Source organism: Paenarthrobacter aromaticivorans, from assembly GCF_019038615.1.
In the GTDB taxonomy this organism is placed as follows: domain Bacteria; phylum Actinomycetota; class Actinomycetes; order Actinomycetales; family Micrococcaceae; genus Arthrobacter; species Arthrobacter aromaticivorans.
In genome coordinates this window covers 383,841-406,441 of record NZ_JAHOPC010000001.1, presented here as the reverse complement: position 1 = coordinate 406,441, position 22,601 = coordinate 383,841, and the positions used below count along the sequence as shown (strand labels likewise).

At 62.0% G+C, this 22,601-nt stretch carries 20 protein-coding genes; 17 read left to right on the top strand and 3 right to left on the bottom strand.

The genetic code is table 11. The features are described 5' to 3' along the window. Positions 1-76: 76 nt before the first annotated feature. Positions 77-898 (top strand): NAD(+) synthase, encoded by an 822-nt coding sequence (gene nadE, locus KSW38_RS01910; protein WP_216922171.1) that lies wholly within the window; start codon positions 77-79, stop codon positions 896-898. A gap of 435 nt (positions 899-1,333) precedes the next feature. On the opposite strand, the gene KSW38_RS01905 is transcribed toward nadE, so the two are convergent. Beyond that, positions 1,334-2,353, bottom strand: a complete 1,020-nt coding sequence (locus KSW38_RS01905; RefSeq protein ID WP_216922161.1) for a LacI family DNA-binding transcriptional regulator — start codon at positions 2,351-2,353, stop codon at positions 1,334-1,336. Positions 2,354-2,486: 133 nt separating this feature from the next. Between KSW38_RS01905 and KSW38_RS01900 the strand changes: the two genes are divergently transcribed. From KSW38_RS01900 to KSW38_RS01825, 16 genes are all read left to right on the top strand, one after another. Beyond that, on the top strand, positions 2,487-3,845 hold the full coding sequence (locus KSW38_RS01900; protein ID WP_216922158.1) for an ABC transporter substrate-binding protein: 1,359 nt from the start codon (positions 2,487-2,489) through the stop codon (positions 3,843-3,845). A gap of 12 nt (positions 3,846-3,857) precedes the next feature. Continuing rightward, on the top strand, positions 3,858-4,919 hold the full coding sequence (locus tag KSW38_RS01895; RefSeq protein WP_216922156.1) for a carbohydrate ABC transporter permease: 1,062 nt from the start codon (positions 3,858-3,860) through the stop codon (positions 4,917-4,919). After that, positions 4,916-5,851: a carbohydrate ABC transporter permease gene (locus KSW38_RS01890; protein ID WP_216922153.1), complete on the top strand. Its 936-nt coding sequence runs from the start codon at positions 4,916-4,918 to the stop codon at positions 5,849-5,851. The genes KSW38_RS01895 and KSW38_RS01890 overlap by 4 nt, the downstream gene beginning before the upstream one ends. Positions 5,852-5,853: 2 nt before the next feature. After that, entirely contained in the window at positions 5,854-6,702 is an 849-nt protein-coding gene (locus KSW38_RS01885) for a sugar phosphate isomerase/epimerase family protein (protein WP_216922150.1), read from the top strand. Then, entirely contained in the window at positions 6,699-7,889 is a 1,191-nt protein-coding gene (locus tag KSW38_RS01880; protein ID WP_216922148.1) for a Gfo/Idh/MocA family protein, read from the top strand. The genes KSW38_RS01885 and KSW38_RS01880 overlap by 4 nt, the downstream gene beginning before the upstream one ends. Continuing rightward, the gene (locus tag KSW38_RS01875; protein ID WP_216922145.1) at positions 7,886-8,812 is read left to right on the top strand and encodes a sugar phosphate isomerase/epimerase family protein; all 927 of its coding nucleotides are present in this window, start codon (positions 7,886-7,888) and stop codon (positions 8,810-8,812) included. Before KSW38_RS01880 ends, KSW38_RS01875 begins: the two co-directional genes overlap by 4 nt. A gap of 3 nt (positions 8,813-8,815) precedes the next feature. Then, on the top strand, positions 8,816-10,210 hold the full coding sequence (uxaC, locus tag KSW38_RS01870; RefSeq protein WP_216922142.1) for a glucuronate isomerase: 1,395 nt from the start codon (positions 8,816-8,818) through the stop codon (positions 10,208-10,210). Positions 10,211-10,287: 77 nt separating this feature from the next. Continuing rightward, positions 10,288-11,556: a mannitol dehydrogenase family protein gene (locus tag KSW38_RS01865; protein WP_216922818.1), complete on the top strand. Its 1,269-nt coding sequence runs from the start codon at positions 10,288-10,290 to the stop codon at positions 11,554-11,556. A gap of 24 nt (positions 11,557-11,580) precedes the next feature. Then, positions 11,581-12,810 (top strand): D-mannonate dehydratase ManD, encoded by a 1,230-nt coding sequence (manD, locus tag KSW38_RS01860; protein ID WP_216922140.1) that lies wholly within the window; start codon positions 11,581-11,583, stop codon positions 12,808-12,810. Beyond that, positions 12,800-13,366, top strand: a complete 567-nt coding sequence (locus KSW38_RS01855) for a gluconokinase (RefSeq protein ID WP_254185955.1) — start codon at positions 12,800-12,802, stop codon at positions 13,364-13,366. Before manD ends, KSW38_RS01855 begins: the two co-directional genes overlap by 11 nt. A 332-nt stretch (positions 13,367-13,698) precedes the next feature. Continuing rightward, positions 13,699-14,823 carry a multiple monosaccharide ABC transporter substrate-binding protein gene (chvE, locus tag KSW38_RS01850; RefSeq protein ID WP_428982342.1) on the top strand — a complete coding sequence of 375 codons (1,125 nt, stop codon included), beginning with the start codon at positions 13,699-13,701 and terminating at the stop codon, positions 14,821-14,823. A gap of 113 nt (positions 14,824-14,936) precedes the next feature. Next, on the top strand, positions 14,937-16,466 hold the full coding sequence (mmsA, locus tag KSW38_RS01845) for a multiple monosaccharide ABC transporter ATP-binding protein (RefSeq protein WP_216922134.1): 1,530 nt from the start codon (positions 14,937-14,939) through the stop codon (positions 16,464-16,466). 5 nt (positions 16,467-16,471) lie between these two features. Beyond that, complete coding sequence (mmsB, locus tag KSW38_RS01840) at positions 16,472-17,755, top strand: multiple monosaccharide ABC transporter permease (protein ID WP_216922132.1); 1,284 nt, start codon at positions 16,472-16,474, stop codon at positions 17,753-17,755. A 160-nt stretch (positions 17,756-17,915) separates the two neighbouring features. Beyond that, positions 17,916-18,941 (top strand): LacI family DNA-binding transcriptional regulator, encoded by a 1,026-nt coding sequence (locus KSW38_RS01835; RefSeq protein WP_216922130.1) that lies wholly within the window; start codon positions 17,916-17,918, stop codon positions 18,939-18,941. 5 nt (positions 18,942-18,946) lie between these two features. Next, positions 18,947-19,531 (top strand): orotate phosphoribosyltransferase, encoded by a 585-nt coding sequence (pyrE, locus tag KSW38_RS01830; RefSeq protein WP_216922127.1) that lies wholly within the window; start codon positions 18,947-18,949, stop codon positions 19,529-19,531. 106 nt (positions 19,532-19,637) lie between these two features. Beyond that, on the top strand, positions 19,638-20,774 hold the full coding sequence (locus tag KSW38_RS01825; protein ID WP_216922124.1) for a thioesterase domain-containing protein: 1,137 nt from the start codon (positions 19,638-19,640) through the stop codon (positions 20,772-20,774). Positions 20,775-20,903: 129 nt separating this feature from the next. Here KSW38_RS01825 and KSW38_RS01820 read toward each other — a convergent pair whose 3' ends face one another. Beyond that, positions 20,904-21,641, bottom strand: a complete 738-nt coding sequence (locus tag KSW38_RS01820; RefSeq protein WP_216922120.1) for a tyrosine-protein phosphatase — start codon at positions 21,639-21,641, stop codon at positions 20,904-20,906. Positions 21,642-21,659: 18 nt separating this feature from the next. Beyond that, positions 21,660-22,490 carry an HAD-IIA family hydrolase gene (locus KSW38_RS01815; protein WP_216922814.1) on the bottom strand — a complete coding sequence of 277 codons (831 nt, stop codon included), beginning with the start codon at positions 22,488-22,490 and terminating at the stop codon, positions 21,660-21,662. Between the last annotated feature and the right edge of the window lie 111 nt (positions 22,491-22,601).

Sequence of the window (22,601 nt, the reverse complement as noted above, 5' to 3'; positions counted from 1 at the left end):
TGTCCGGCGCGGTCGGGGCCGAATCACGGCGCAATATGGTTGAGCCTTTGTCATGCGGCTGACTAGTGTTGGACACATGCGCGAACTTCAGGCCAAGATCATCGAGGAAATGGGCGTCCAGCCCCGGATCAACCCCCAAGAGGAGGTCCGCAAACGGGTCACGTTCCTGAAGGAATACGTGAAAGCCACGCGCACAAACGGCTTTGTGCTGGGCATTTCCGGAGGACTTGATTCCACTCTGGCCGGCCGACTGGCGCAGCTGGCAGTCGAGGAACTGGAAGCTGAAGGCGTCAATGCGAACTTTGTCGCGGTCCGACTCCCCTACGGTATCCAGCACGACGAAGACGACGCCCAGGCGGCCTTGGACTTCATCAAGGCCAAGACCGAACGGACGTTCAACATCTCCCGCGCGGTGGACGGGTTCGAGGAAGAGTTCGAGAAAACCATCGGCGCTGAAATTTCCGACTTCCACAAAGGCAACACCAAGGCCCGCGCCCGCATGATTGCCCAGTATGCAATCGCAGGGGAACACAACTACCTGGTGATCGGCACAGACCACGGCGCCGAATCCGTTACGGGGTTCTTCACTAAATTTGGCGACGGCGGTGCGGACATCCTGCCGCTGTTCGGTCTGAACAAGCGCCAGAACCGCGAGCTCTTGGCTGAGCTGGGCGCTTCCGCGCGACTTTGGCAGAAGGTTCCCACGGCTGACCTGCTGGACGACAAGCCGGGCCGTACCGATGAAGACGAACTCGGAGTCACGTACGACCAAATCGACGACTACCTTGAAGGCCGCGAAGTTCCCGACGGCGTCGCGGAGCTCATCGAGCAGAAGTACCTCCGCACGCGCCACAAGCGCACAGTGCCGGTAACCATCTTTGACACGTGGTGGAAATAGCCTCCCGGTTCCTCGCTCACATCCCACGGGCTTTTTAGGATCGTTCTCTCACATCCCACGGGTTATTGGGCGATGCTCTTTCACGTCCCACCGAGCTTCGACGGCCATCGCAGTGACCGATGTCAGCTAGAGTCGGCCTCCGCTGGATCTGATTGCTCCCGGAGGCCCTGCGCGTCCGGGTGAACGAGATCCAGCGAGCAGTTCAGCGTCCGGCATGGCCACGTGAAGCTCCATCATGCCTTCTCGGAAAGAACCTTACGGTCGCACCGCCCGACGTCGGCCACTCCCGGTGAGTGCCGACGTCGGGGCTTAGCGCATGGCGGCCATCTCGCCGCGGCGCCGGACGCGAGGTAGCGATCCCTAAAAGCGCCCGGGATGTGAGAGAGCGATCCCTAAAAGCGGCCCGGATGTGAGAGAGGATCGCATTACGCGGACTTAGGACGGGGCCGGACCCGTGGAGCCGCGGACCGTGAGGTGCGTGGGCATGACGGCCAGGCGACGGGTGGAACCGGCGTGCAGCGGATCCAGTTGGGCGAGCAGCATGGAGACGGCAACGCGTCCGGCCTGCTCGATGGGCGAGGCGATCGTGGTCAGGGGTGGATTGCAGAAGTCCGCGCCGAAGATATCGTCGCAGCCCACGATGCTCATATCCTCGGGGACGCGGATGCCCCGCTCGCGAAGCCGCTGCAGCATGCCGATGGCCAGGAGGTCGTTGAAGACGATGCAGGCCGTGGCGCCAGTGCGTGCCGCAGCGTCAGCAGCCGCGGCGCCTGATGTTGTCTTGGGCGTAAACGGGCCAACGTGCGAGGTGATCAGTCCACGCTCGCGGCTCTCGTCTTCGAATGTCTTCCAGCGTTTGGCGTTGGACCACGACGACGCCGGTCCGCCGACGTAGCAGATCTTGGAGTGTCCCAGCGAAGTGAGGTGTTCCAGCGCCTGAACCACTGCGCCGGGGGTGTCGATCATCACCGTGGGCGCGTTGGCTGAGGACCTGTTGATCGTGACGATGGCCTGTGTGGAGGCTGCTTCGAGTATTTGCGCATCCGTGAGGCGCGAGGCAGCCAGGATGAAACCGTCCGCCGTCCGCTGCATTTTGCGCAGGGTATCGGCTTCCATCTCGGCGGACTCTTCCGTGTCCACGAGCAGCTGAGTATAGCCAGCGGCTTTGAGTTGGTTCTGGGTGCCCCGGATGATGTCGAAGTAGAAGGGGTTGGTGACGTCGGGCACCAGCAGGGCGATGGCATTGGTTCGCCCGGAGCTAAGGCCCCGCGCTTGGGAGCTGGGCACATAATTCAGCGAGGCCGCCGCTTGCTCAACGCGCTCGCGGGTCACGCGGTTCACCCTGCCGGGATTGGACAATGCCCGGGACACGGTTGAGGTTGCGACTCCCGCTAGTTCCGCCACGTCACGGATGGTGGGAGGCGCCGCCGTCGCACGGGCTTTTGCATCTGCCATGTGGCAATTGCAGCACTTTTGGCAACTTTTGGCAAACGCTTGCCGCTTTGGTTGCCAACTCCCTAGACTCGACAACGAAGCCCCTGTGACGCACGACACCACACCTGCGGGCTTGGTATCCAAGGAGGAAACAATGAGGTTTGCACCATCAGCAAAGCTGGCCGCCGTCATCGCAACGGCTGCGCTGGCTTTGACGGCCTGCGGGGGAAGCAGCAGCAGTTCCGAAAGCTCCGGAGGTGCCGTGGATGGCGCCGGCAAGAAACTGAGCGTCCTGACGGGAGTCAACAGCCAGTACCCGGAGCAGCAGAAAGAATGGTTCAAGGACATCGCGGCCAAGTTCAAGGCCAAGACGGGCGCGGATGTTGAATTCGAGACGTTCGCGTCCGCCAACGACGAACTGACCCGTATCCAAACGTCAGTAGTTTCCGGTCAGGGACCTGACGTCTACAGCCTGGGCACCACCTTTACGCCCACCGCTTACGCCACCAAGGCCTTCGTGACTCTCTCCGATGATGACTGGAAGAAGGTGGGTGGCAAGGACCGTTTCAATCAGGCCGCACTGGGCATCTCCGGACCGGACCCTGAGCACCAGGCGGGCATTCCCTTCGTCAGCCGCCCCTTCGTCATGGCCTATAACAAGGACATTCTTGCCGCTGCAGGCATCGAGAAGCCGGCCACCACGTGGGACGAACTCGCAGAGCAAGCCAAGAAGATGACCAACGCCAGCACGGGTACTTTCGGACTCGCCACCGGCTACAAGGACAACTTTGACCCCTGGAAGTTCATTTGGGCCATGTCCGTCCAGGCCGGCAACCCCTTGGTGGACGGCGACAAACTGAAGATGGATGATCCCACGGTCAAGAAGGCCTACGAGACCTACTTCGGCTGGCTGACCAAGGACAAAGTGGTGGATCCGGCAGCGATTGGCTGGAGCAACAGCAACGCTGTGGCGGCCTTCGCTTCCGGTAAGGCCGGCTACCTGATGATGACGACGTCGAGTTCAGTCCCAACCTTGGACAAGTCCGCCATTGCCGGCAAATACGCGTACTCGATCATGCCCACCACGGCACCGGGTGAAACTTCACCGAAGGGCGACGGCGACAAAGCCGCCAGCATCCTTTCCGGCGACAACGTGGTGGTTGCGGACTACTCGCAGCAGAAGGACCTGGCGTTCGCGTACATCGAGCTCATCACGTCAAAGGATGAGCAGTTGAACTACCAGAAGATCTTCGGGGAACTTCCCGCCAACGCTGACGCACTGGCCTCGCTGACGGACCCGAAGCTCAAGCCGATTGCCGATGCCGCGGGCAAGTCAAAGGCCACGCCCTTCACCGGCGCCTGGGGAGACATCCAGTTGGGCCTCCTGAACGTCACCGTCCAGTCCATTCCGGAGCTGGCCAAGGGCACCGTGGACGACGCAGCCCTGGAGCAGCGGCTCAAGGACGCACAGGCAAAGGGACAAGCATCCCTCGACCGGGCTTCGAAGTCCTAGGCAGGATCTCCCATGTCCACTGATTCTTTCAGGGAAATGAAAGCCATGACCGGCCCGGCTGCCGAAGGGCAGCCGGCCCGGTCCGGCACAAACGCCCAAGCGCCCGACGGCGGCACGTCACCGAGCGCTGGCACAGGCACCATCCAGCCAGCTGGACGCGGGAAGAAACCCGTCCGTCGGAAGGGTTTGAGCGAGCGCAACCGTCCGTTGTGGATGCTGATCCCCGGCGGGCTCCTGATGTTCGTCATCATCGTTCTGCCGCTGTTTCTTGGCATCTACATGTCCGCCCTCAACCTGGACCAGTATTCGCTCCGCAAGTGGGTCAGCGCACCGTTTATCGGCGTCGGGAACTTTGTGGAGGCCCTGACGGACTCGCCGCTGCTTCACTCGGTGTGGTTGAGCGTCAGCTACTCGCTGATCGCCATGATTGTCACCTTGCCGCTGGGAATTGCAGCAGCGGTGGCAACGCAGAACCGGTTCAAGGGCCGTGCAGTGATCCGATCGATCTTCCTGATCCCTTACGTGCTGCCGTCGTTCGTGGTGGCCACTGTCTGGCGGACAATGTTCCAGCCCAACGGTGTAGTGGACTCTGCCTTGGGAACGTTCGGGATGGATGCCGGGCTTTGGCTTAATGGGCCACAGACCTATTGGACACTCATCCTGGTCCAGATCTGGGCTTCGTGGCCATTCATCTATCTCCTGGCACTTTCCGGCCTGCAGTCTGTGGACCACGAGGTCCATGAGGCCTCTGCGTTGGATGGTGCGCTGTGGTGGAACAAGCTGCGCTACGTCATCTTCCCTTACCTCAAGGGACCTCTGGCGCTGGCGTTCCTGATCGGCATGCTGCACCACATCAACAACTTCACCCTGCCGTTCGTGCTGTTCGGTGTTCCGGCACCCGCCGACGTCGAGGTTCTTCCGATCCTCACGTACGTGACCAGCTTCCAGAGCTTCCGCTTCGGACTCAGCGCCGCCATGGCCTTTGTCTCCCTGGTGCTTATTGCCATTCCGCTGTTCATCTATCTGCGCGCCGTCAAGCTGGACGACGCCGAGACGCCTGGAGGCAAGAAGTGAGCGCGTCAACTACCTCCGTCCGCGGCACAGCCAGCCGGGGCGCGTCAGCAACCACGTTCCGGCCCGGTTCAAAACGGCAGCATGAAGTAACCCGTCTCCTGCCCGTGCCGATGCTGGCGATTATCCTCACCGTTCTGTGTGCGATCGTCCTGATCCCTGTCGCCTACATTTTCCTGGCTTCGGTTAACTCGGATATCGGCGTGGCCAGCGGCGAGTTCTGGCCGTCCACGTTTTCCATGGAGAACTACACCAAGATCTGGTCCAGCGTCGGGCTGGCCAAAGGCCTGACCAACAGTGTGCTCGTAGCCGGGGCCACGGCCGTGGTATCCGCGGCTATGTCCGTTTCCATCGCCTACGTGCTGGTCAGGTACCAGTTCCGTGGAAGGCTCAGTATCCTGCGTGGCCTGTTGGCGCTGCAGTCCGTGCCCGGCACGCTCATGGTTCTGCCGGTGTTCGTTCTCTTCTCGTCAGCGGCCAGCTACCTCGGCGTCCAGGTCATCGGAACACAGTGGGGCCTGTTCATTACCTACCTCACTTTCGCCATGCCGTTCTCAACCTGGGTGATGGTCACGTACCTGCGCGGCTTGCCGCGCGAGTTGGAAGAGGCTGCAAGGATCGACGGCGCCAGCAACCTTGGCGTACTGGTCCGCATCATCCTTCCACTCAGCTGGCCCGGAATCGTGGTCTCTGGAATCTTTGCCTTCCTCCTGGGCTGGAACGATGTCCTGTTCGCCTCAGTCATGACCCGCCCCGATAGCCAGACAGCCGCCGTCGCACTGCAGATCTTCGGAGCATCCCAGGAAGGTGGGGCCATCCCGCTGTACGGCCAAATGATGGCGGCTTCGCTCGTGTGCGCAGCTCCGGTCGTGATCCTGTACCTGATTTTCCAGCGTTACCTAGTGGGCGGACTTACCGCCGGAGGAGTCAAATAGCAATGACCGGTTCAGCAACAGTCGAATGGACGCTTTCGGGCTTCGGTGACGAAATCGACGACGACCCCGTGCTGCAGATCGCGGTACTTCAGGCCTTGGGCGCCAACCACATCGAGGTCCGCAGTGCATGGGGTATCAACATCGTGGACCTCAATGACGAGCAACTTGGAGAGCTCAAAAAACTCCTCGACGCAGCGGGCATGGGAGTGTCCGCCATCGCTTCACCCATCGGCAAGGTGGACGTCACGCTGCCTGTGGAACACGAGGTGGAGCGACTCCGTCGGGCGGCAAACGCAGCCCACGCCCTCGGTGCCCGCTACATCCGTATCTTCTCCTTCTACTACGGCGAGGACGTGGCAGTGGAGAGCATCCGCGACGACGTCATTGAGCGGATGCGTGCCCTCGCTGCAGTGGCCGAAGAAACTGGCGTTGTCCTGCTTCACGAGAACGAAAAGGACATCTTCGGGGACACCCCGGACCGTGTCCTGGACATCATCGAATCGGTGGCGTCGCCAGCGCTGAAGGTCGCCTGGGACCCGGCCAACTTCGTGCAAGTGGGCGTCAAGCCGTTCGACGAAGGCTACGCCAAGCTCCGCCCGCACCTTGAGTACTTGCAGGTCAAGGACGCGCGGTTCGCCGACGGCGTCGTGGTTCCTGCAGGGGAGGGCGACGGCGATGTGTTGCGCACCGTTGAGGCCCTGAAATCCGATGGCTTCGTGGGATTCGCAAGCCTGGAACCACACCTGGCCGGGGCGCACGGACTGGGCGGGTTCTCCGGACCCACCGCCTTCGGGATGGCAGCCCGCGCGTTCGCCAAGATCGTCAATGAAGCAGGAGTGGAAACCAAGTGAGCACGGAAATCCCAATTATCAACGTCGCCATTGCCGGTTGCGGCACTATTGGCCGGACTCACGCAGCAGCGGTCGGAGAACTGCCCGAGCTTCGCGTCACCGCACTGGTGGACGAGATCCCGGAAGCCGCAGATGCGCTAGCCCAGGAGATCGCGGACGGCGGCTCCGCCAAGCCAGCCACCTTCCGGACTCTGGGCGAAGCGTTCGCCAGTGCCGACGTCGATCTCGTCATCATCGCAACCCCTAGCGGGCTTCACATCCAGCAGGCATTGGAAGTCCTCGACGCCGGTAAGCACGTGGTCATCGAAAAGCCGCTCGACGTCAACCTGGACCACGCCGACGAGATCGTCGCCGCTGCCAAGGCTGCCGAAGCCAAAGGACTCGTAGCAAGCGTCATCAGCCAACACCGTTTCGATCCCGCGAGCGTCGTGGTGGACCAGGCCCGTCGCGAAGGCCGCTTCGGAAGGCTGACGTCCGCCATCGCTTCCGTCAGCTGGTACCGCAGCCAGGGCTATTACGATTCCGGTGCCTGGCGTGGAACGTGGGCCATGGACGGTGGGGGAGCCGTGATGAACCAGGGCGTGCACACCGTGGACCTGCTCCTGTGGTTCCTCGGACGGCCTGTGGAAATCAGCGCCAAGACCGCGCTCCTGGCGCACACGGACCTGGAGGTGGAGGACACCGCCGTGGCAACTCTCACGTTCGAGTCCGGCGCGCTCGCTGTCCTGCACGCAACGACCGCGGCCTACCCTGGCCTGACCGTTCGGCTCCAGGTCATGGGAAGCAAGGGTTCGGCAGTGATCGACAACGATAGCCTCGAATACTTCCATGCTGCTGACCCGAACGGAGATGCGGACAGCGGGCCCATGGGCATCCGTGGCGGCGGCAACCAGGCCGAAGAGGAACTGGCCAAATTCCCTGAACCCCCGCAGCAGACGAATCTGGACCCAACCGTTTATCCCGCCGGCCACATTCGCCAGTACCGCGATGTTGTAGACGCTATCCAGCAGGGTCGCCCCGCGGGAGTCACCGTCCAAGACGCCGTCACCGCGCTGGCCACGGTCCGGGCACTATACGTCTCGGCAACCCTCGGCCGCCCGGTCCTGATCGCCGATGTGCTGGCTGGTAAATACAACGACGTTGAGGTGCGTACCGGCAACGGCCACTTCGAGGAGGTTACGGCATGAAATTCTCCGTCTTCACAGCCTCGACGCCGGATTGGACTCCGCAGCAAGCGGTGTCGGAACTTTCCGCCCAAGGCTGGCACGGCATCGAATGGCGTGTCACGGACCAGGCCGACGCCCGGGAACCTGGCTTCTGGGCAGGAAACAAAGCAACCTGGCCGATGACTGGCCTCGAGGACTCGCTTCCTGAGATCGCGCGGCTCACCTCCGAGGCCGGACTCGAGTACTCCGGCTTGGGCGGCTACGCACGGTGCGACGATCACGACGGCGTCGAAAGGGTTCTCGCGGCGACCGCCGCCTTGGGCGCCCGCCAAGTCAGGGTCAATGTGCTGCCGCTGGGCAACTCGACCATGGGCGGGCAGGAGCCGAGTGGGCTGTCCTACCCGGAGCTTTTCGACGCGACGCGTGAGCACTATGAATGGGTTGCCGGCAGGGCTGCGCACCACGGTGTCAAAGCGCTCGTCGAGTTGCACCATGGCACGGTGACAGCCTCCGCGTCGTCGGCGCGCAGGCTCCTTGAGGGCCTTGATCCGAATCATGTGGGCGTCATCCATGACCTTGGCAACCTGTTGATCGAAGGCTGGGAATCCCCGCTGCCGGCACTGGAATTGTTGGGCCCATACCTGGCACACGTCCACGTGAAGAATGCCCGTTGGGTCCGCGCTGATGAGCGTGACGAGGCAGGTGCAGCGGTGTGGGTGAACGAGTGGGCTCCACTCACAGAGGGGCAGGGGAGCGTCCTGGCGTACTTCAAGGCCCTGGCACAGGTGGGCTATGACGCATGGGTAACCGTGGAGGACTTCTCCACCGACCTTCCACTCACAGAGCGCACAGCCGGCAACCTGGACTTCCTTCGCCGCGCCGCCGCGCTCGCCGGATTGACTGTCAACGCAAGCCTTCCCGCCGGCTCCACCTCGAAAGGCTGACCCATGACCGAGTCGCTTGCCACCCACCCGGACCGGCTGCTGCCAGCGGACCCCGGAACGCGTTCCGTAGCCCGCACGTTGCTGGCCAGGGTCCAGGACCTCCCCATCATCTCCCCGCACGGGCACGTTGATGCTGCAGTGATCGAGCAGAACACCCCGTTCCCGGATCCGGCCGCATTGCTTGTTACTCCGGACCACTATGTCACGCGGCTCATCCACGCCTCAGGCGTACCGCTGGAACAGCTCCAGCCGGGTGCCGGGGCACGGGAGGTCTGGCGGCTCTTCTGCGAATCCTTGCCTCTCTTTGACGGCACGGCTTCCGGATACTGGCTGCGGACCCAGTTCGAGACAGTCTTTGGGTTGCCGGGCGATTTGAGTGCGGACACGGCCGATGCCACCTTCGATGCCATGACCGCAAAGCTCGCCGAGCCGGGATTCCGCCCCCGCGAGCTCTTCAAAGACTTCAACATCGAAGTACTTGCCACCACTGACGACCCCCTGGACAACCTCGCAAGCCACCGTGCGCTCGCGGCTGATCCTTCATTCCATGGACGGGTCCTGCCAACCTTCCGCCCGGATGCGTACCTGAATATCGCCCATCCGTCGTGGGGAACCAACGTTGAGCGCCTCATTGAAACAGCGTCCGACGGCGGCACGGGCTACCGCGGCTACCTCACGGCACTGGAAAACCGCCGTCGCTATTTTGTGGAGCATGGCGCGGTCTCGGCGGACCACGGAGTCCGCACCCCTGCCACGCTCAAGCTGGACGCTGCTGAGGCGGAAAGATTGTTCGAACGCGCCCGGTCCGGCCAAGCAACAGCCGCGGACCGCGACGTTTTCGAAGCACACATGATGTACCAGATGGCCAGGATGTCCGTGGAGGACGGCCTGGTGATGACAATCCACCCCGGTTCGTATCGGAACCATCACCAGCCCACTTTTGAGGCGTTCGGCGCGGACACTGGCCACGACATCCCCTTTGCCGTGGACTACACGGAGGCCATCCGACCGTTGCTGCAGGACTTCGGGACAGCGAAGGACTTCCATCTGGTGCTGTTTACCCTGGACGAGACCGTCTTCTCCCGCGAACTCGCGCCGCTTGCGGGCTTTTACCCGTCCGTGTACATCGGGGCTCCATGGTGGTTCCTGGACGCGCCGGATGCCATGCTTCGTTTCCGTTCGGCCATTACGGAGACCGCCGGCTTCTCCAGGTCTTCCGGATTCATCGACGACACCCGCGCGTTCTGCTCCATTCCCGCCAGGCATGATGCCTCACGCCGGATCGAAGCCTCCTTCCTCGCGCGGCTCGTTGCCGAGCACCGCATCAGCGAGGACCGCGCCCACGAGTTGATTGTCGACGTCGTCGATTCTTCGCCACGAAGGGTGTTCAAACTGTGAGTGCCGAGCAGGGCCGGTCGGCGGAACTGCCGCGGCTCAACCGTACCGAGAGGCCCGTGCCCAAACCGCCGGTGCGCATGGTGCATCTGGGCCTTGGCGCGTTCCACCGCTCGCACCAGGCCTGGTATACGCAGCATGCCGGCGATTCTGCCCAATGGGGGATCGCCGCCTTCACCGGCCGCCGCCCCGAGGCCGCAGCAGTTCTGGCGGAACAGGACGGCCTGTTCACAGTGGTGGAGCGGTCCGGCATAGGCGACTCGTTCGAGGTCATCGGCAGCATCGCGGAGGCGGTGGACGGGGCCGACGTCGGACGGTTGGCGGAGTTGGTGGCTGCACCGGACACTGCCATTGTCACGCTCACCATCACCGAGGCCGCATACGCTGCGGTTGATTCCGACATGGATGACAACTCGACGCCGTTGGCCCGTCTGGTGACCGCCCTCGCCGCCCGCAGGGACGCTGGGACGGGACCACTCGCCGTCGTGAGTTGCGACAATCTCGCCGAGAACGGAACCGTAGCGCGGCAGGCCATGGGTGTCCTTGCGCGCGCCAAGGATGCGGACTTGGCGGCATGGATCGATTCCAACGTCAGCTTTGTCAGCACCTCCGTTGACCGCATCACACCCCGGACAACTCCGGATGACGTGGCCGCAGTCGCTGAGCAGTGCGGTTACCGGGACCAAGCTGCGGTGGTCACTGAGCCCTTCCACAACTGGATCCTCAGCGGCGACTTTCCAGCGGGCCGCCCTCAGTGGGAAGACGCTGGGGCAGTCTTTGTCGATGACATTGAGCCCTACGAGAACCGGAAGCTCTGGTTGCTGAACGGTGCGCACTCGATCCTGGCCTATGCCGGGCAGCTCAGGAGCCATTCAACAGTGGCTGAGGCCCTTGCCGATCCGGTGTGCCGCAAGGCAGTGGAAGATTTCTGGGACGAAGCGTCGCACCACATTCCCGGTGATGCGCTGGAAATTCCGGAATACCGCCAGGCACTGTTGGAAAGGTTCGGAAATGCCCGGATCGCCCACCATCTATCCCAGATTGCCATGGACGGGACCACCAAGCTTCGCCTGCGGGCTTTGCCGGTCCTTGACGCCGAACGTGCTGCCGGCCGTACAGGAGACGGTGCCGCGCGGATGATCGCAGCCTGGATCGCATACTTGTCCTCCACAGATGACTTCCAAGACCCGCTCGCCGCCGGGATCAGGGAAGCGAAAACGCTCGACGGCGAACACCGCACCGCAGCGCTGCTGGCGCTGGTCAATCCCGGGCTCGCCAGGGATGCTGCCCTCGTTGCGCAGATTCATCGGCTCCAGGACCCTCTGGCCGTCACCATCTCCCACGCTTAATATCCATCGGAAGGATCCTCGACCATGAAAATCATTGCCGCTGAAGTCTTCGTGACCAGCCCCTCACGGAACTTCGTCACCCTGCGGATCACCACGGAGGACGGTGTGACGGGCATCGGCGACGCAACGCTCAACGGCCGGGAACTCGCCGTCGCCGCGTACCTCAAGGAGCATGTTGCGCAGCTGCTGATCGGCAAGGATCCGCACCGGATCGAGGATACGTGGCAGTTCCTGTACCGCAGCTCGTACTGGCGCCGTGGTCCGGTGACCATGGCGGCGATTGCTGCGGTGGACATGGCGTTGTGGGACATCAAGGGCAAGGTGGCCGGCATGCCGGTCTACCAGTTGCTGGGTGGTGCTTCCCGGAACGGGCTGCGTGCCTATGGGCATGCCTCGGGTTCTGACATCCCGTCGTTGTTCGACTCGGTGCGCGAGCACTTGGAACTGGGCTACAAGTCCATCCGGATCCAGACCGCGGTCCCAGGCATCAAGGCCGTGTACGGTGTTGCCGCCCAGGCCCAGGCGTCCGGGGAACGGTACGATTACGAGCCCGCCGGCCGTGGCAACTTCCCGCTGGAGGAGGACTGGGACACCCGGGCCTACCTGCGCCACTTGCCCACCGTGTTCGAGGCCGTGCGCAATGAGTTCGGCCCGGAAATCCCGCTGCTGCACGACGGCCACCACCGCATGACACCCATTCAGGCAGCCAAGCTTGGCAAGGCGCTGGAGCCCTATGACCTGTTCTGGTTGGAGGATTGCACGCCGGCCGAGAACCAGGAAGGCCTGCGCCTGGTCCGCCAGCACACCACCACGCCGCTGGCCATCGGCGAAATCTTCAACACCGTGTGGGACTACCAGACCCTGATCAAGGAACAGTTGATCGACTACGTTCGTGCAGCTTCCACCCACTTCGGCGGTATCTCCCCGTTGAAGAAGGTCATGGATTTTGCTGCGCAGTACCAGATCAAGTCCGGTTTCCACGGCCCCACGGACATCTCCCCGGTGGGCTTCGCTGCCCAGCTGCACGTTGGCCTGGCCATCCACAACTACGGCATCCAGGAATACATGCAGCACTCGGACAAGACCAACGAGGTCTTCCGGCAGTCCATGACGTTCAAGGACGGCTACCTGCACCCGGGCGATGAGCCAGGCATCGGTGTTGAGTTCAACGAGGAAGCCGCCGCTGCTTTCCCGTATCAGCAGGCTTACCTGCCCTACAACCGACTCGTGGACGGGACTGTTCATGACTGGTAGAGCGGACATGGCTGGTGAAGCAGCCATGACTGGTGTCTCCGTTTCTGCCGGCGGCACCCATCAGCACATTGTGGTGATGGGTGTAGCGGGCTGCGGCAAGAGCACTGTGGGCGCAGCCGTCGCTGAGCGGCTCGGAGCCGAATTCCTCGACGGCGATTCGCTGCACCCGCAGTCGAACATCGACAAAATGGCCTCGGGTACTCCGCTGAACGATGAGGACCGGGCACCTTGGCTGGCCGAAATCGGGAGGCGGTTCACGGCGTCGAACTCTGCTCTTGTGATTGCCTGCAGCGCGCTCAAGCGCACCTACCGCGACATCATCCGCACAGGCGATCCGTCCGTGTTTTTCGTGCACCTGCACGGCAGCCGGGAGTTGTTGGATGAACGCATGAAGGCACGCCCGGGACACTTCATGCCGGTGTCGCTGCTGGATTCGCAACTCGCAACGCTGGAGCCGTTGCAGGCCGACGAAGCCGGAATCGTTGTGGACATCGCCCAATCCGTGGAGAAGATCGTGGACAGAGTAGTCGCAGCCCTCGAAGGAGCACGGTCCTAGGCCGAAGCACTGGAAGCCCGGCACTGGCCACAAGGCGGTGCCGGGTTTTCTTGTGTGCGACGTCGACACGGACGAGCGCCAATTGTGAACGCTAACAACGATTCAAGTCAAGAATTTTCCGCAAGGATTACTCCCGAGTAGGGGTATAACCAAATTGTGATCCAATCCACTTGACCCGCAGTATTGTTAGCGTTCACAATGGCTGTCGTATCACTTTGAAGTGGCATGTGCCGCCCCCAGCACACAGGCCACCCCAGCTTCACCGTGCCGGACGCACAGATGCTCCGGCTGCATCAGAGTTCGCGGCAATGCTGCCGCGGAAGGAGAGCATCGTGAGATTAAAGAAACTCCTGGGCGCCGTAGCGGTTGTCCTTACCTTGACCGTGGGAGCCACGGGCTGCGGTAGCCGCGGAGGAGCTGCAGAATCCAGCAGCACCGCCAAGCCCAGCGATTCGCTGGTCGGCATTTCGATGCCGACGCAGACGTCCGAGCGTTGGATCGCCGATGGCGCCAACGTTGAGAAGTCCTTGAAGGACCTTGGTTACAAGACTGACCTTCAGTTCGCCAACGATGACATCCCTACGCAGGTCTCCCAGATTGAGAACATGCTGACCAAGGGCGCCAAAGCCCTGATCATCGCAGCAATTGATGGCACTACGCTGACGGACGTCCTGGCCAAGGCCAAGGAACAGAACGTTAAGGTCATCGCCTACGACCGCCTCATCAACGGAACGCCCAACGTTGATTACTACACCACCTTCGACAACTACACCGTAGGTGTCCAGCAAGCTACGTCACTGCTCACCGGCCTTGGCCTGATGGACGCAAGTGGCAAGAAGGTTGAAGGCAAGGGCCCGTTCAACGTGGAGCTCTTCGCCGGAAGCCCGGATGACAACAACGCCAACTTCTTCTGGACCGGCGCCATGGACACCCTCAAGCCCTACCTCGATGCAGGCACCTTGAAGGTTCCCAGCGGCCAGACCAAGTTCGAGCAGGCAGCCATCCTGCGCTGGCAGGCACCCGTTGCCCAGAAGCGCATGGAAGACATCCTGACCTCGGCTTACAGCTCCGGCACCAAGCTGGACGGCGTGCTCTCCCCGTATGACGGCCTCTCCATCGGCATCATCTCCGCCCTGACCAGCACGGGTGGCTACTCCACCGGAAAGCTGCCGGTAGTTACCGGCCAGGACGCCGAGAAGGGCTCCGTGAAGTCCATCATCGCCGGCGAGCAGTACTCCACAATTTTCAAGGACACCCGCCAGCTCGGCGCGCAGGCCGTGAAGATGGTTGACGCCGTGCTCAAGGGCAACGAGCCGGAAACCAACGACACCAAGACCTACAACAACAAGGTCAAGGTTGTTCCGGCCTTCCTCCTGAAGTCCGTCATCATCACCAAGGACAACTACAAGAAGGAACTCATCGACTCGGGCTACTACAAGGAATCCGACGTCAAGTAAGCACTTCCTTCGGGTTGTGGTCCCGCTGCCAAAGCGGGGCGGGGCCACAACCCACCATGAGCCGGCCGAATCCCCGGCCAGGCCAAGTTCCAACCAGTCAGTGGGAATTGACGATGAACGTACCCATTCTTCAAATGCGAGGAATAACCAAGACCTTCCCCGGGGTCAAGGCCCTTCAGGACGTCACCCTGGATGTAAACCGCGGCGAAGTCCACGCCATCTGTGGAGAGAACGGCGCCGGGAAATCCACCCTGATGAAGGTGTTGTCCGGGGTGTACCCGCACAACTCCTTTGACGGCGACATTCTTTTTGAGAACGAACCCTGCGAATTCAACAGCATCTCGGACAGCGAGAAGCGCGGGATCGTGATCATCCACCAGGAGCTGGCCCTTAGCCCGTACCTTTCCATCGCTGAGAACATTTACCTCGGCAACGAACTGGCAAACAACGGCTGGGTGGATTGGCGGAAAACCAACCTCGAAGCCGCCAAGCTGCTTGCCCGTGTAGGTCTGAGCGAAAACCCCGTCACACCCATCCAGCACATCAGTGTTGGCAAGCAGCAGCTCGTGGAGATTGCCAAGGCGCTCTCCAAAGAGGTGAAGCTCCTCATCCTGGACGAGCCAACCGCTGCGCTGAACGATGAAGACTCGGACCACCTGCTGGACCTCATCCTGCACCTCAAGGGCCAGGGCGTCACCAGCATCATCATCAGCCACAAACTCAACGAGATCCGCAAGGTGGCCGACGCCGTCACTATCATCCGCGATGGCAAGTCCATTGAGACCCTGCGGCTGGACCAGGGCCAAATCACCCAGGAACGCATCATCCGCGGCATGGTGGGACGCGACCTTGAAAGCCTCTATCCGGACCGCACTCCGAACATCGGAGAGGAAGTCCTCCGCATTGAAGACTGGACCGTTCAGCATCCCCAGGACCACAGCCGCATCGTGGTTCACAACGCCAACCTGAATGTCCGCAAGGGCGAAGTGGTGGGCTTGGCCGGCCTTATGGGCGCGGGCCGCACGGAACTGGCAATGAGCGTTTTCGGCCGGACATATGGACGAGCCGTTTCGGGCAGGGTCTATAAGTATGGCGAAGAGATCGACACGTCCACCGTTTCCGACGCGATCGATCACGGCATTGCCTACGCCACCGAGGACCGCAAGCACTATGGCCTGAACCTCATTGAGGACATCAAACGGAACATCTCCATGGCAGCGCTGAACAAGCTGGCCAAACGTGGCTGGGTCGATGGCAATAAAGAGACCACCATCGCCAACCATTACCGCAAGAGCATGAACATCAAGGCCCCATCCGTGGCAGCCATCACCGGCAAGCTGTCCGGCGGTAATCAGCAGAAAGTAGTGCTGAGTAAGTGGATGTTCTCGGATCCGGACGTGCTGATCCTGGACGAACCAACCCGTGGCATCGACGTCGGCGCCAAGTTCGAGATCTACACGATCATCAATGAACTCGCGGCCGCCGGGAAAGCCGTGATCGTGATCTCCTCGGAGCTGCCTGAGCTTCTGGGCATTTGCGACAGGATCTACACGCTGTCCGCTGGCCACATCACCGGCGAGGTCCCCATTGCCGAGGCCACCCAGGAAACCCTCATGCACTTCATGACTCAAGAGAAGGAATAGCCAACATGTCCGCCCTACGAGAATCCCTTGGCTTCCTCACAAGCCGCCTCCGCCAGGTTGGCATCTTCGTCGCCCTGATCCTGATCGTTATCCTCTTCCAGGTCCTGACCAACGGCATCCTGCTTGAACCCCAGAACGTCAGCAACCTGGTGGTCCAGAACAGTTACATCCTGATCCTCGCTATTGGCATGGTGATGGTCATCATCGCCGGCCACATCGACCTCTCCGTCGGGTCCATCGCCGGGTTCATCGGTGCTGTCGCCGGCGTGATGATCGTGCACTGGGGCTGGGCATGGTGGCTGGCCATCCCGGCTTGTCTCCTGGTGGGTGCCTTGGTGGGTGCCTGGCAGGGTTATTGGATTGCCTATGTGGGCATTCCCGCCTTCATCGTCACCCTGGCCGGCATGCTCATTTTCCGCGGTCTGACGCTCATTACCCTGAAGAACCAGCAGATCACCCCGTTCCCCAACGAGTTGCGGGCGCTCGGTGGAGGCTTCCTCCCCGATATCTCCGGAGGCACATCCGTACTGGAATGGCTCACCGTGATCCTGGGCGTTGGCGGCACCGCAGCCATCCTCTTCCAAGCCATCAAGGAACGCCGGGTCCGTCGCAAGTTCAACCTTGAGAACGAGCCGATGGCATGGTTTGCGGTCAAGAACGGCTTCATTGCCGTGCTCATGCTCATCATCACGTTCCTCCTGGCAAGCTACCGCGGAACGCCGATCGTGCTGATCGTGCTGGCAGTCCTCGTGATCCTGTACTCGGCATTGATGAATAACAGCATCTTCGGACGCCACACCTACGCCATCGGTGGCAACCTGCACGCAGCAGAGCTCTCCGGCATCAAGACCAAGAAGGTAACCTTCCGGCTCTTCGTCAACATGGGCGTCCTCGCCGCCCTGGCCGGCTTGGTGTTCACAGCCCGACTGAACTCTGCCCAGCCTGCAGGCGGTACCGGCTTTGAACTGGACTCTATTGCTGCCGCCTTCATCGGTGGCGCGGCCGTCCAAGGCGGCATCGGTACCGTTGCGGGAGCAATGATCGGTGGCCTCATCATGGGCGTCCTAAACAACGGTATGTCCATCCTCGGCCTGGGAACCGACTACCAGCAGCTCATCAAGGGCCTGGTTCTCCTCCTTGCCGTCGGCTTCGACATCTTCAACAAGAACCGGACGGGTGCTGGTGGAGGATCCTCACTCAGCCGCCGCTTCAAGTGGAAGACCACGCCTCCGGCAACCGAAGCTACCAAACCTGCCAAGACTGAACCTGTGCGGGTAGACGCCAAGTAGCAAAAAGTCCCCGGGATTGGCCTGCATCCCGCTCCGAGGCTGAGCTGTCCTGCTCAGAATGAAGAGCCGGATGCGGGCCAATCCTGCCCAAGCACGCCATACGAATCCATAAAGTGAGGTGCGGATGTCTCCCGGGGCAACACCGAATAGGCCACCCGTCATGGGGGACGTAGCCAAGTTGGCCGGGGTCTCGCACCAGACCGTTTCACGTGTCCTGAACAACCACCCCAATGTCAGCGGCCAGACCAAGGAACGCGTGGAATCGGCAATCGCCAGCCTTGGATACAGGCGCAACACGGCGGCTCGCAGCCTGGTGACGCGACGGTCCCGGACCATAGGCGTGCTGGCCTGCGAAACCGGTCAGTACGGACCTGCCAACACCTTGCTCGGAGTCGAACAGGCGGGCCGGGAAGCAGGCTATTTCGTCAGCATCGCCAACCTCCGCGAAGTGACCGGCGACAGCATCAACGACGCCATCGCCCATTTTCGCAATCAATCCGTGGAGGGGGTAGTCATCCTCGTTCCGCATCCGGATGTCCTTGCTGCCCTCCGCGACGTCGTCGTCCCGTTTCCCATGGTGGCCGTGGGCGCCGGAACCGGGAACCAACTGACGGGTGCTTCACTAAACCAGCGTTTGGGAGCGCGGTTGGCAGTGGAACATCTCATCGGGCTCGGTCACCGCCACATCGGACATATTTCCGGTCCGCCGCACTGGATTGACGCGGCTGAGCGCATCAAGGGATGGCAGGAGGCTCTTGGCAACGCTGGCTTGGAGGCCCACGTTCTTCTCCAGGGGGGATGGGATGCGGCCTCGGGATACGACGCAGGCCTGGCGCTCATCGAACAGCGCAAACTCGACGATCAGCCCAATGTCACCGGCGTCTTTGTCGCGAACGACCAAATGGCTGTGGGAGTCCTTCGCGCCCTCCAGGAAGCCGGGTTGCGTGTCCCCGAAGACATCAGCGTGGTGGGTTACGACGATCAGCCTGAAGCTGCGTTCTTCCTGCCGCCACTGACCACCATCAAGCAGGACTTTGAAGAACTCGGCCGCCGTTGCATGTCCGCCGTACTCCAGCAGTTGGATAGCGAAGCAGGCAACGAGGAACAGATCGTGAATCCCAGGCTGGTTGTTCGTGCAACGACAGCTGCCCCTGCGCTTAGCCCAGCTCGGTCGCCACTAAACTAGAAGCCATGACTTCCACCAGTACCCCCGCAGCAGACACTGCAACCGCCCGTGCCCGCCTTCTTGAACTCATCAAAGAGTTGGCGGTGGTCCGCGGAAAGGTGATCCTCTCCAGCGGCAAGGAAGCTGACTACTACATCGACCTCCGCCGCATCACCCTGCATCACGAGGCCTCCAAACTGGTGGGCCAGGTCATGTTGGCAATGATCGACGACGCCGGGATCCCGGTTGAGTGCGCTGGCGGACTCACCATGGGTGCCGACCCCGTGGGTACCGCTGTCATGCACGCCGCCGCAGACGCCGGCCGCGCCGTGGACGCATTCGTTGTCCGTAAGGCCCAGAAGTCCTACGGCATGGGACGCCAGGTGGAAGGTCCTTCGGTGGAAGGCCGCAACGTGGTTGTCCTCGAGGACACGTCCACCACCGGCGGGTCCGCACTGACCGCCGTCGAGGGAGTCCGTAAGGCTGGCGGCAATGTGGTTGCCGTCGCCGTCATCGTGGACCGGGACACCGGCGCCAAAGAGAAGATCGAAGCCGAAACCGGCGTGCCCTACCTCTTTGCCTTCGGCAAGGACGAACTGGGCCTCAACTAGGGAGTTTGTGTACAGGGCGACGCCCCTAAAAGCGTATTTTAGGGGCAGGAACTGCGCACAAACTACGGGGCTGTAAGGCAGTGCCCGCGAAGCCTATGCTAGCTGCGTGGACGTTCAAGTAGGGAAGCTCCAGGCTCCGCCGGAGGTGAACGAAAACCTCCCCGGCGCGGGCTCTGCCATGCCCGGATCCGTCTCAGGGGATGCTGCCGATCCGGCTGACTGGGCTCGGATCCTGCCCAACGTTTCGCGGATAAAGCGGACATCCCGACGCAACTTCCTCATCACTGCAGGGGTTTCGCTGGCGTTGGCAGGAGACATGCTGTTTACCCGGCGCGTGCAGGCCGAGCGGCGCGCCACCAAAATCCTCCGCGTCCCGGATTCCTACTCGGATCTCTACTTTCCCAAGGCCAGTTGGATCCTCTTTCCCGGGTACAAAACCAGCTGGGAGGAAGCACAGTGGATCCTGAACTCACTGCGCCCGGCCCTGCACCAGCGCGGCCGACTTGCCGCCGTCGGGTATTCCAACCTTGGCCTGGACGTTGACGAGATCGTCCGCGAACTCATTCTTCACGTGCGCGAGCTGGGGCTGGAGAAGCTGTATTTCTATGGCCACAGCTTCGGTGGGATGCTCGCCACGCAAGTTGCCGCCCGTCTGCTGGAGTTGCATGGTGTGGAGACCCAGCTGATCGTGCTGGATTCCAGTCCCTTCAGCCGCGCTGATGTGCTGGATCAGAGCTGGTTCGACGGCGTGGTGTTCCTTTATGAGAATGGCTTCCGCATCCCGTCAGTCCTGCGTGGCGGCTACGAACTGGGGGAGCGCGTGGTCCACAAGGACGAGCGCACTTGGCGGCAGATCCTGGACCAAAGCCTGGAGCAGCTCTCGCCGATCGCCCCGTCCAGCGTGCTGATCCAGACGGAGTCTGCGTATATCTACCACTTCGACGGCTTGCGTTTCGCCGGCAAAATAGGCTCGGCCAAAATGGCATTCCTCGGCAACTCCAAGGACAACACGGTCAACTACGAGTCCGCGCGGGCGGGGTGGAGCAAGGTCTTCGCGTCGAACATGAAGCTCCCCGTGCTGAGCACGGAGGGTGCGCGGCCAGCACACGCCAGCCCGCAGTGGAGTGCCGATGTTTACCGGCCCCTGTTGGAGCGGGTCCAGAATGAGCTGGAACCGCTGCCGCCTGCCCCCCAGGAGCCGTCCTACCAGGAGCCAAATGGACGGGTTATCCGGCCGGCTTAGGTTTTCTTGCTGGGCTTGGGTTCCTGACCTTGTTTGGCTGTTTTCAGGGCTGCAATCAGCGTGAATGGGTTGTTTTTTGGCTCCCGCGGCGTCAAAGAGGGTCAGGAAGCTTCTTCATTCCCCAGTGCTTCAGCCTCGCAGCGCGTCAACCTCGACGGCGGTGAGGCCGGCCTCGCGCAGGAAGCCGCGGGCGTCTCCGAACTCCCGCGCGAAGCCGACCAGGAAATGCCGGATCGCCGCTTCCGGGCTCTGCAGGATCATGAGGTCGGGGCTGAAATATTGTGCGGGCGTGGAGGGGACGTGGAGCCGCCACGTTTCGGCCATGACCTGCAGAAGGTTCGGAAGGTTACGGGTGGTGGCCGTGTAATCCTTCACTACGGCCTCGTCCGATTCACCCGCGGCCATCAGTGCGATCGCCGACACCACTCCGGTCCGGTCCTTGCCCAATGAACAATGAACCAGTGTGCGCTTGCCTTCCGCGACAGGACGCAAGGCATCGGCAACCCACTCCGGCCGGACGCGGATCCAGCCCAAATACAGGTTGCCCAGGTCCTCCGGCGTCTGCACTGCCTGCAACGAACCCGCCACAGCGTTCGGGTCCAGCGGATTGTGGATGAGCTCGACGCCGGGCGCGGCGACGGCGGTACTCCCGCCACCGCCGTCGGGCTTGGTTGCATTCAAAGGGGCGGAGCCGTTTGAAACCAGCCACGGAACGAAGGACCGCTCGAGCTCGCTGCGCAAGTCCATGATGGCCTGGATGCCGTGCTCCGCCAGGAATCCAGATGTCGCGGCAGCATCCAGGCCAAACGGCTGGCTCCCCCTCAGTATCCGGCCACCGGCCAGAGGACGGAGGTTGAGCACAGCCATGACGGGACTCCTTTGGCTTTAGATCTGGCTCTTGAGATCGGCTACGGAGCTCAGGATCTGGTTGGGGCGGAACGGGAAGGACACGATTTCCTCGCGCTGGGTGATGCCGCTGAGCACCAGGACGGTGTGGAGCCCGGCTTCCATTCCTGCCACGATGTCGGTGTCCATGCGGTCGCCGATCATGGCCGTGGTCTCCGAGTGGGCGTCGATTTGGTTCATGGCCGAGCGGAACATCATGGGGTTCGGCTTGCCCACGATGTACGGCTCGCGGCCCGTTGCCTTGGTGATCATTGCCGCGATTGCGCCAGTTGCCGGCATGGGGCCGTCCTTGGAAGGACCGGTGGCATCAGGGTTGGTCGCGATGAAACGGGCGCCGGCCAGGATGTGGCGGACGGCCATGGTGATCGCTTCGAAAGAGTAGGTGCGGGTCTCGCCGAGTACCACGAAGTCAGGTTCCGTGTCCGTCAGGATGAATCCGGCCTCGTGCAATGCGGTGGTGAGGCCGGCCTCGCCGATGGTGTAGGCGCGGTTGCCGGAATCAGAGGACTGGACCTGGTCCTTGAGGAACTGGGCCGTGGCCAGCGCGGACGTCCAGATGTTCTCCTCCGGAACTTCCAGCCCGGACGCGCGGAGGCGGGCTGCGAGGTCCCGCGGAGTGAAGATGGAATTGTTGGTCAGGACCAGGAAGCGCTTGGATGTATCCACCCAGCGCTGGATGAGCTCGGCTGCACCCGGGATTGCCTGGTTTTCATGAACCAGCACGCCGTCCATGTCCGTGAGCCAGCATTCGATTTCGTGGCCGTTCCGGTAAACCGATGCGGACGTGTGGGGCGAGGATTCTTCTGCCATATTTGCCTCCGGCTGGGTTTGGTCATGCACTGCTTCCCAGTCTTTCATCATTCGAGCGGCTAAACATCCTTGGCATTCCGCTATGTGGGTAGTTCTACCCATGTGGAAAAC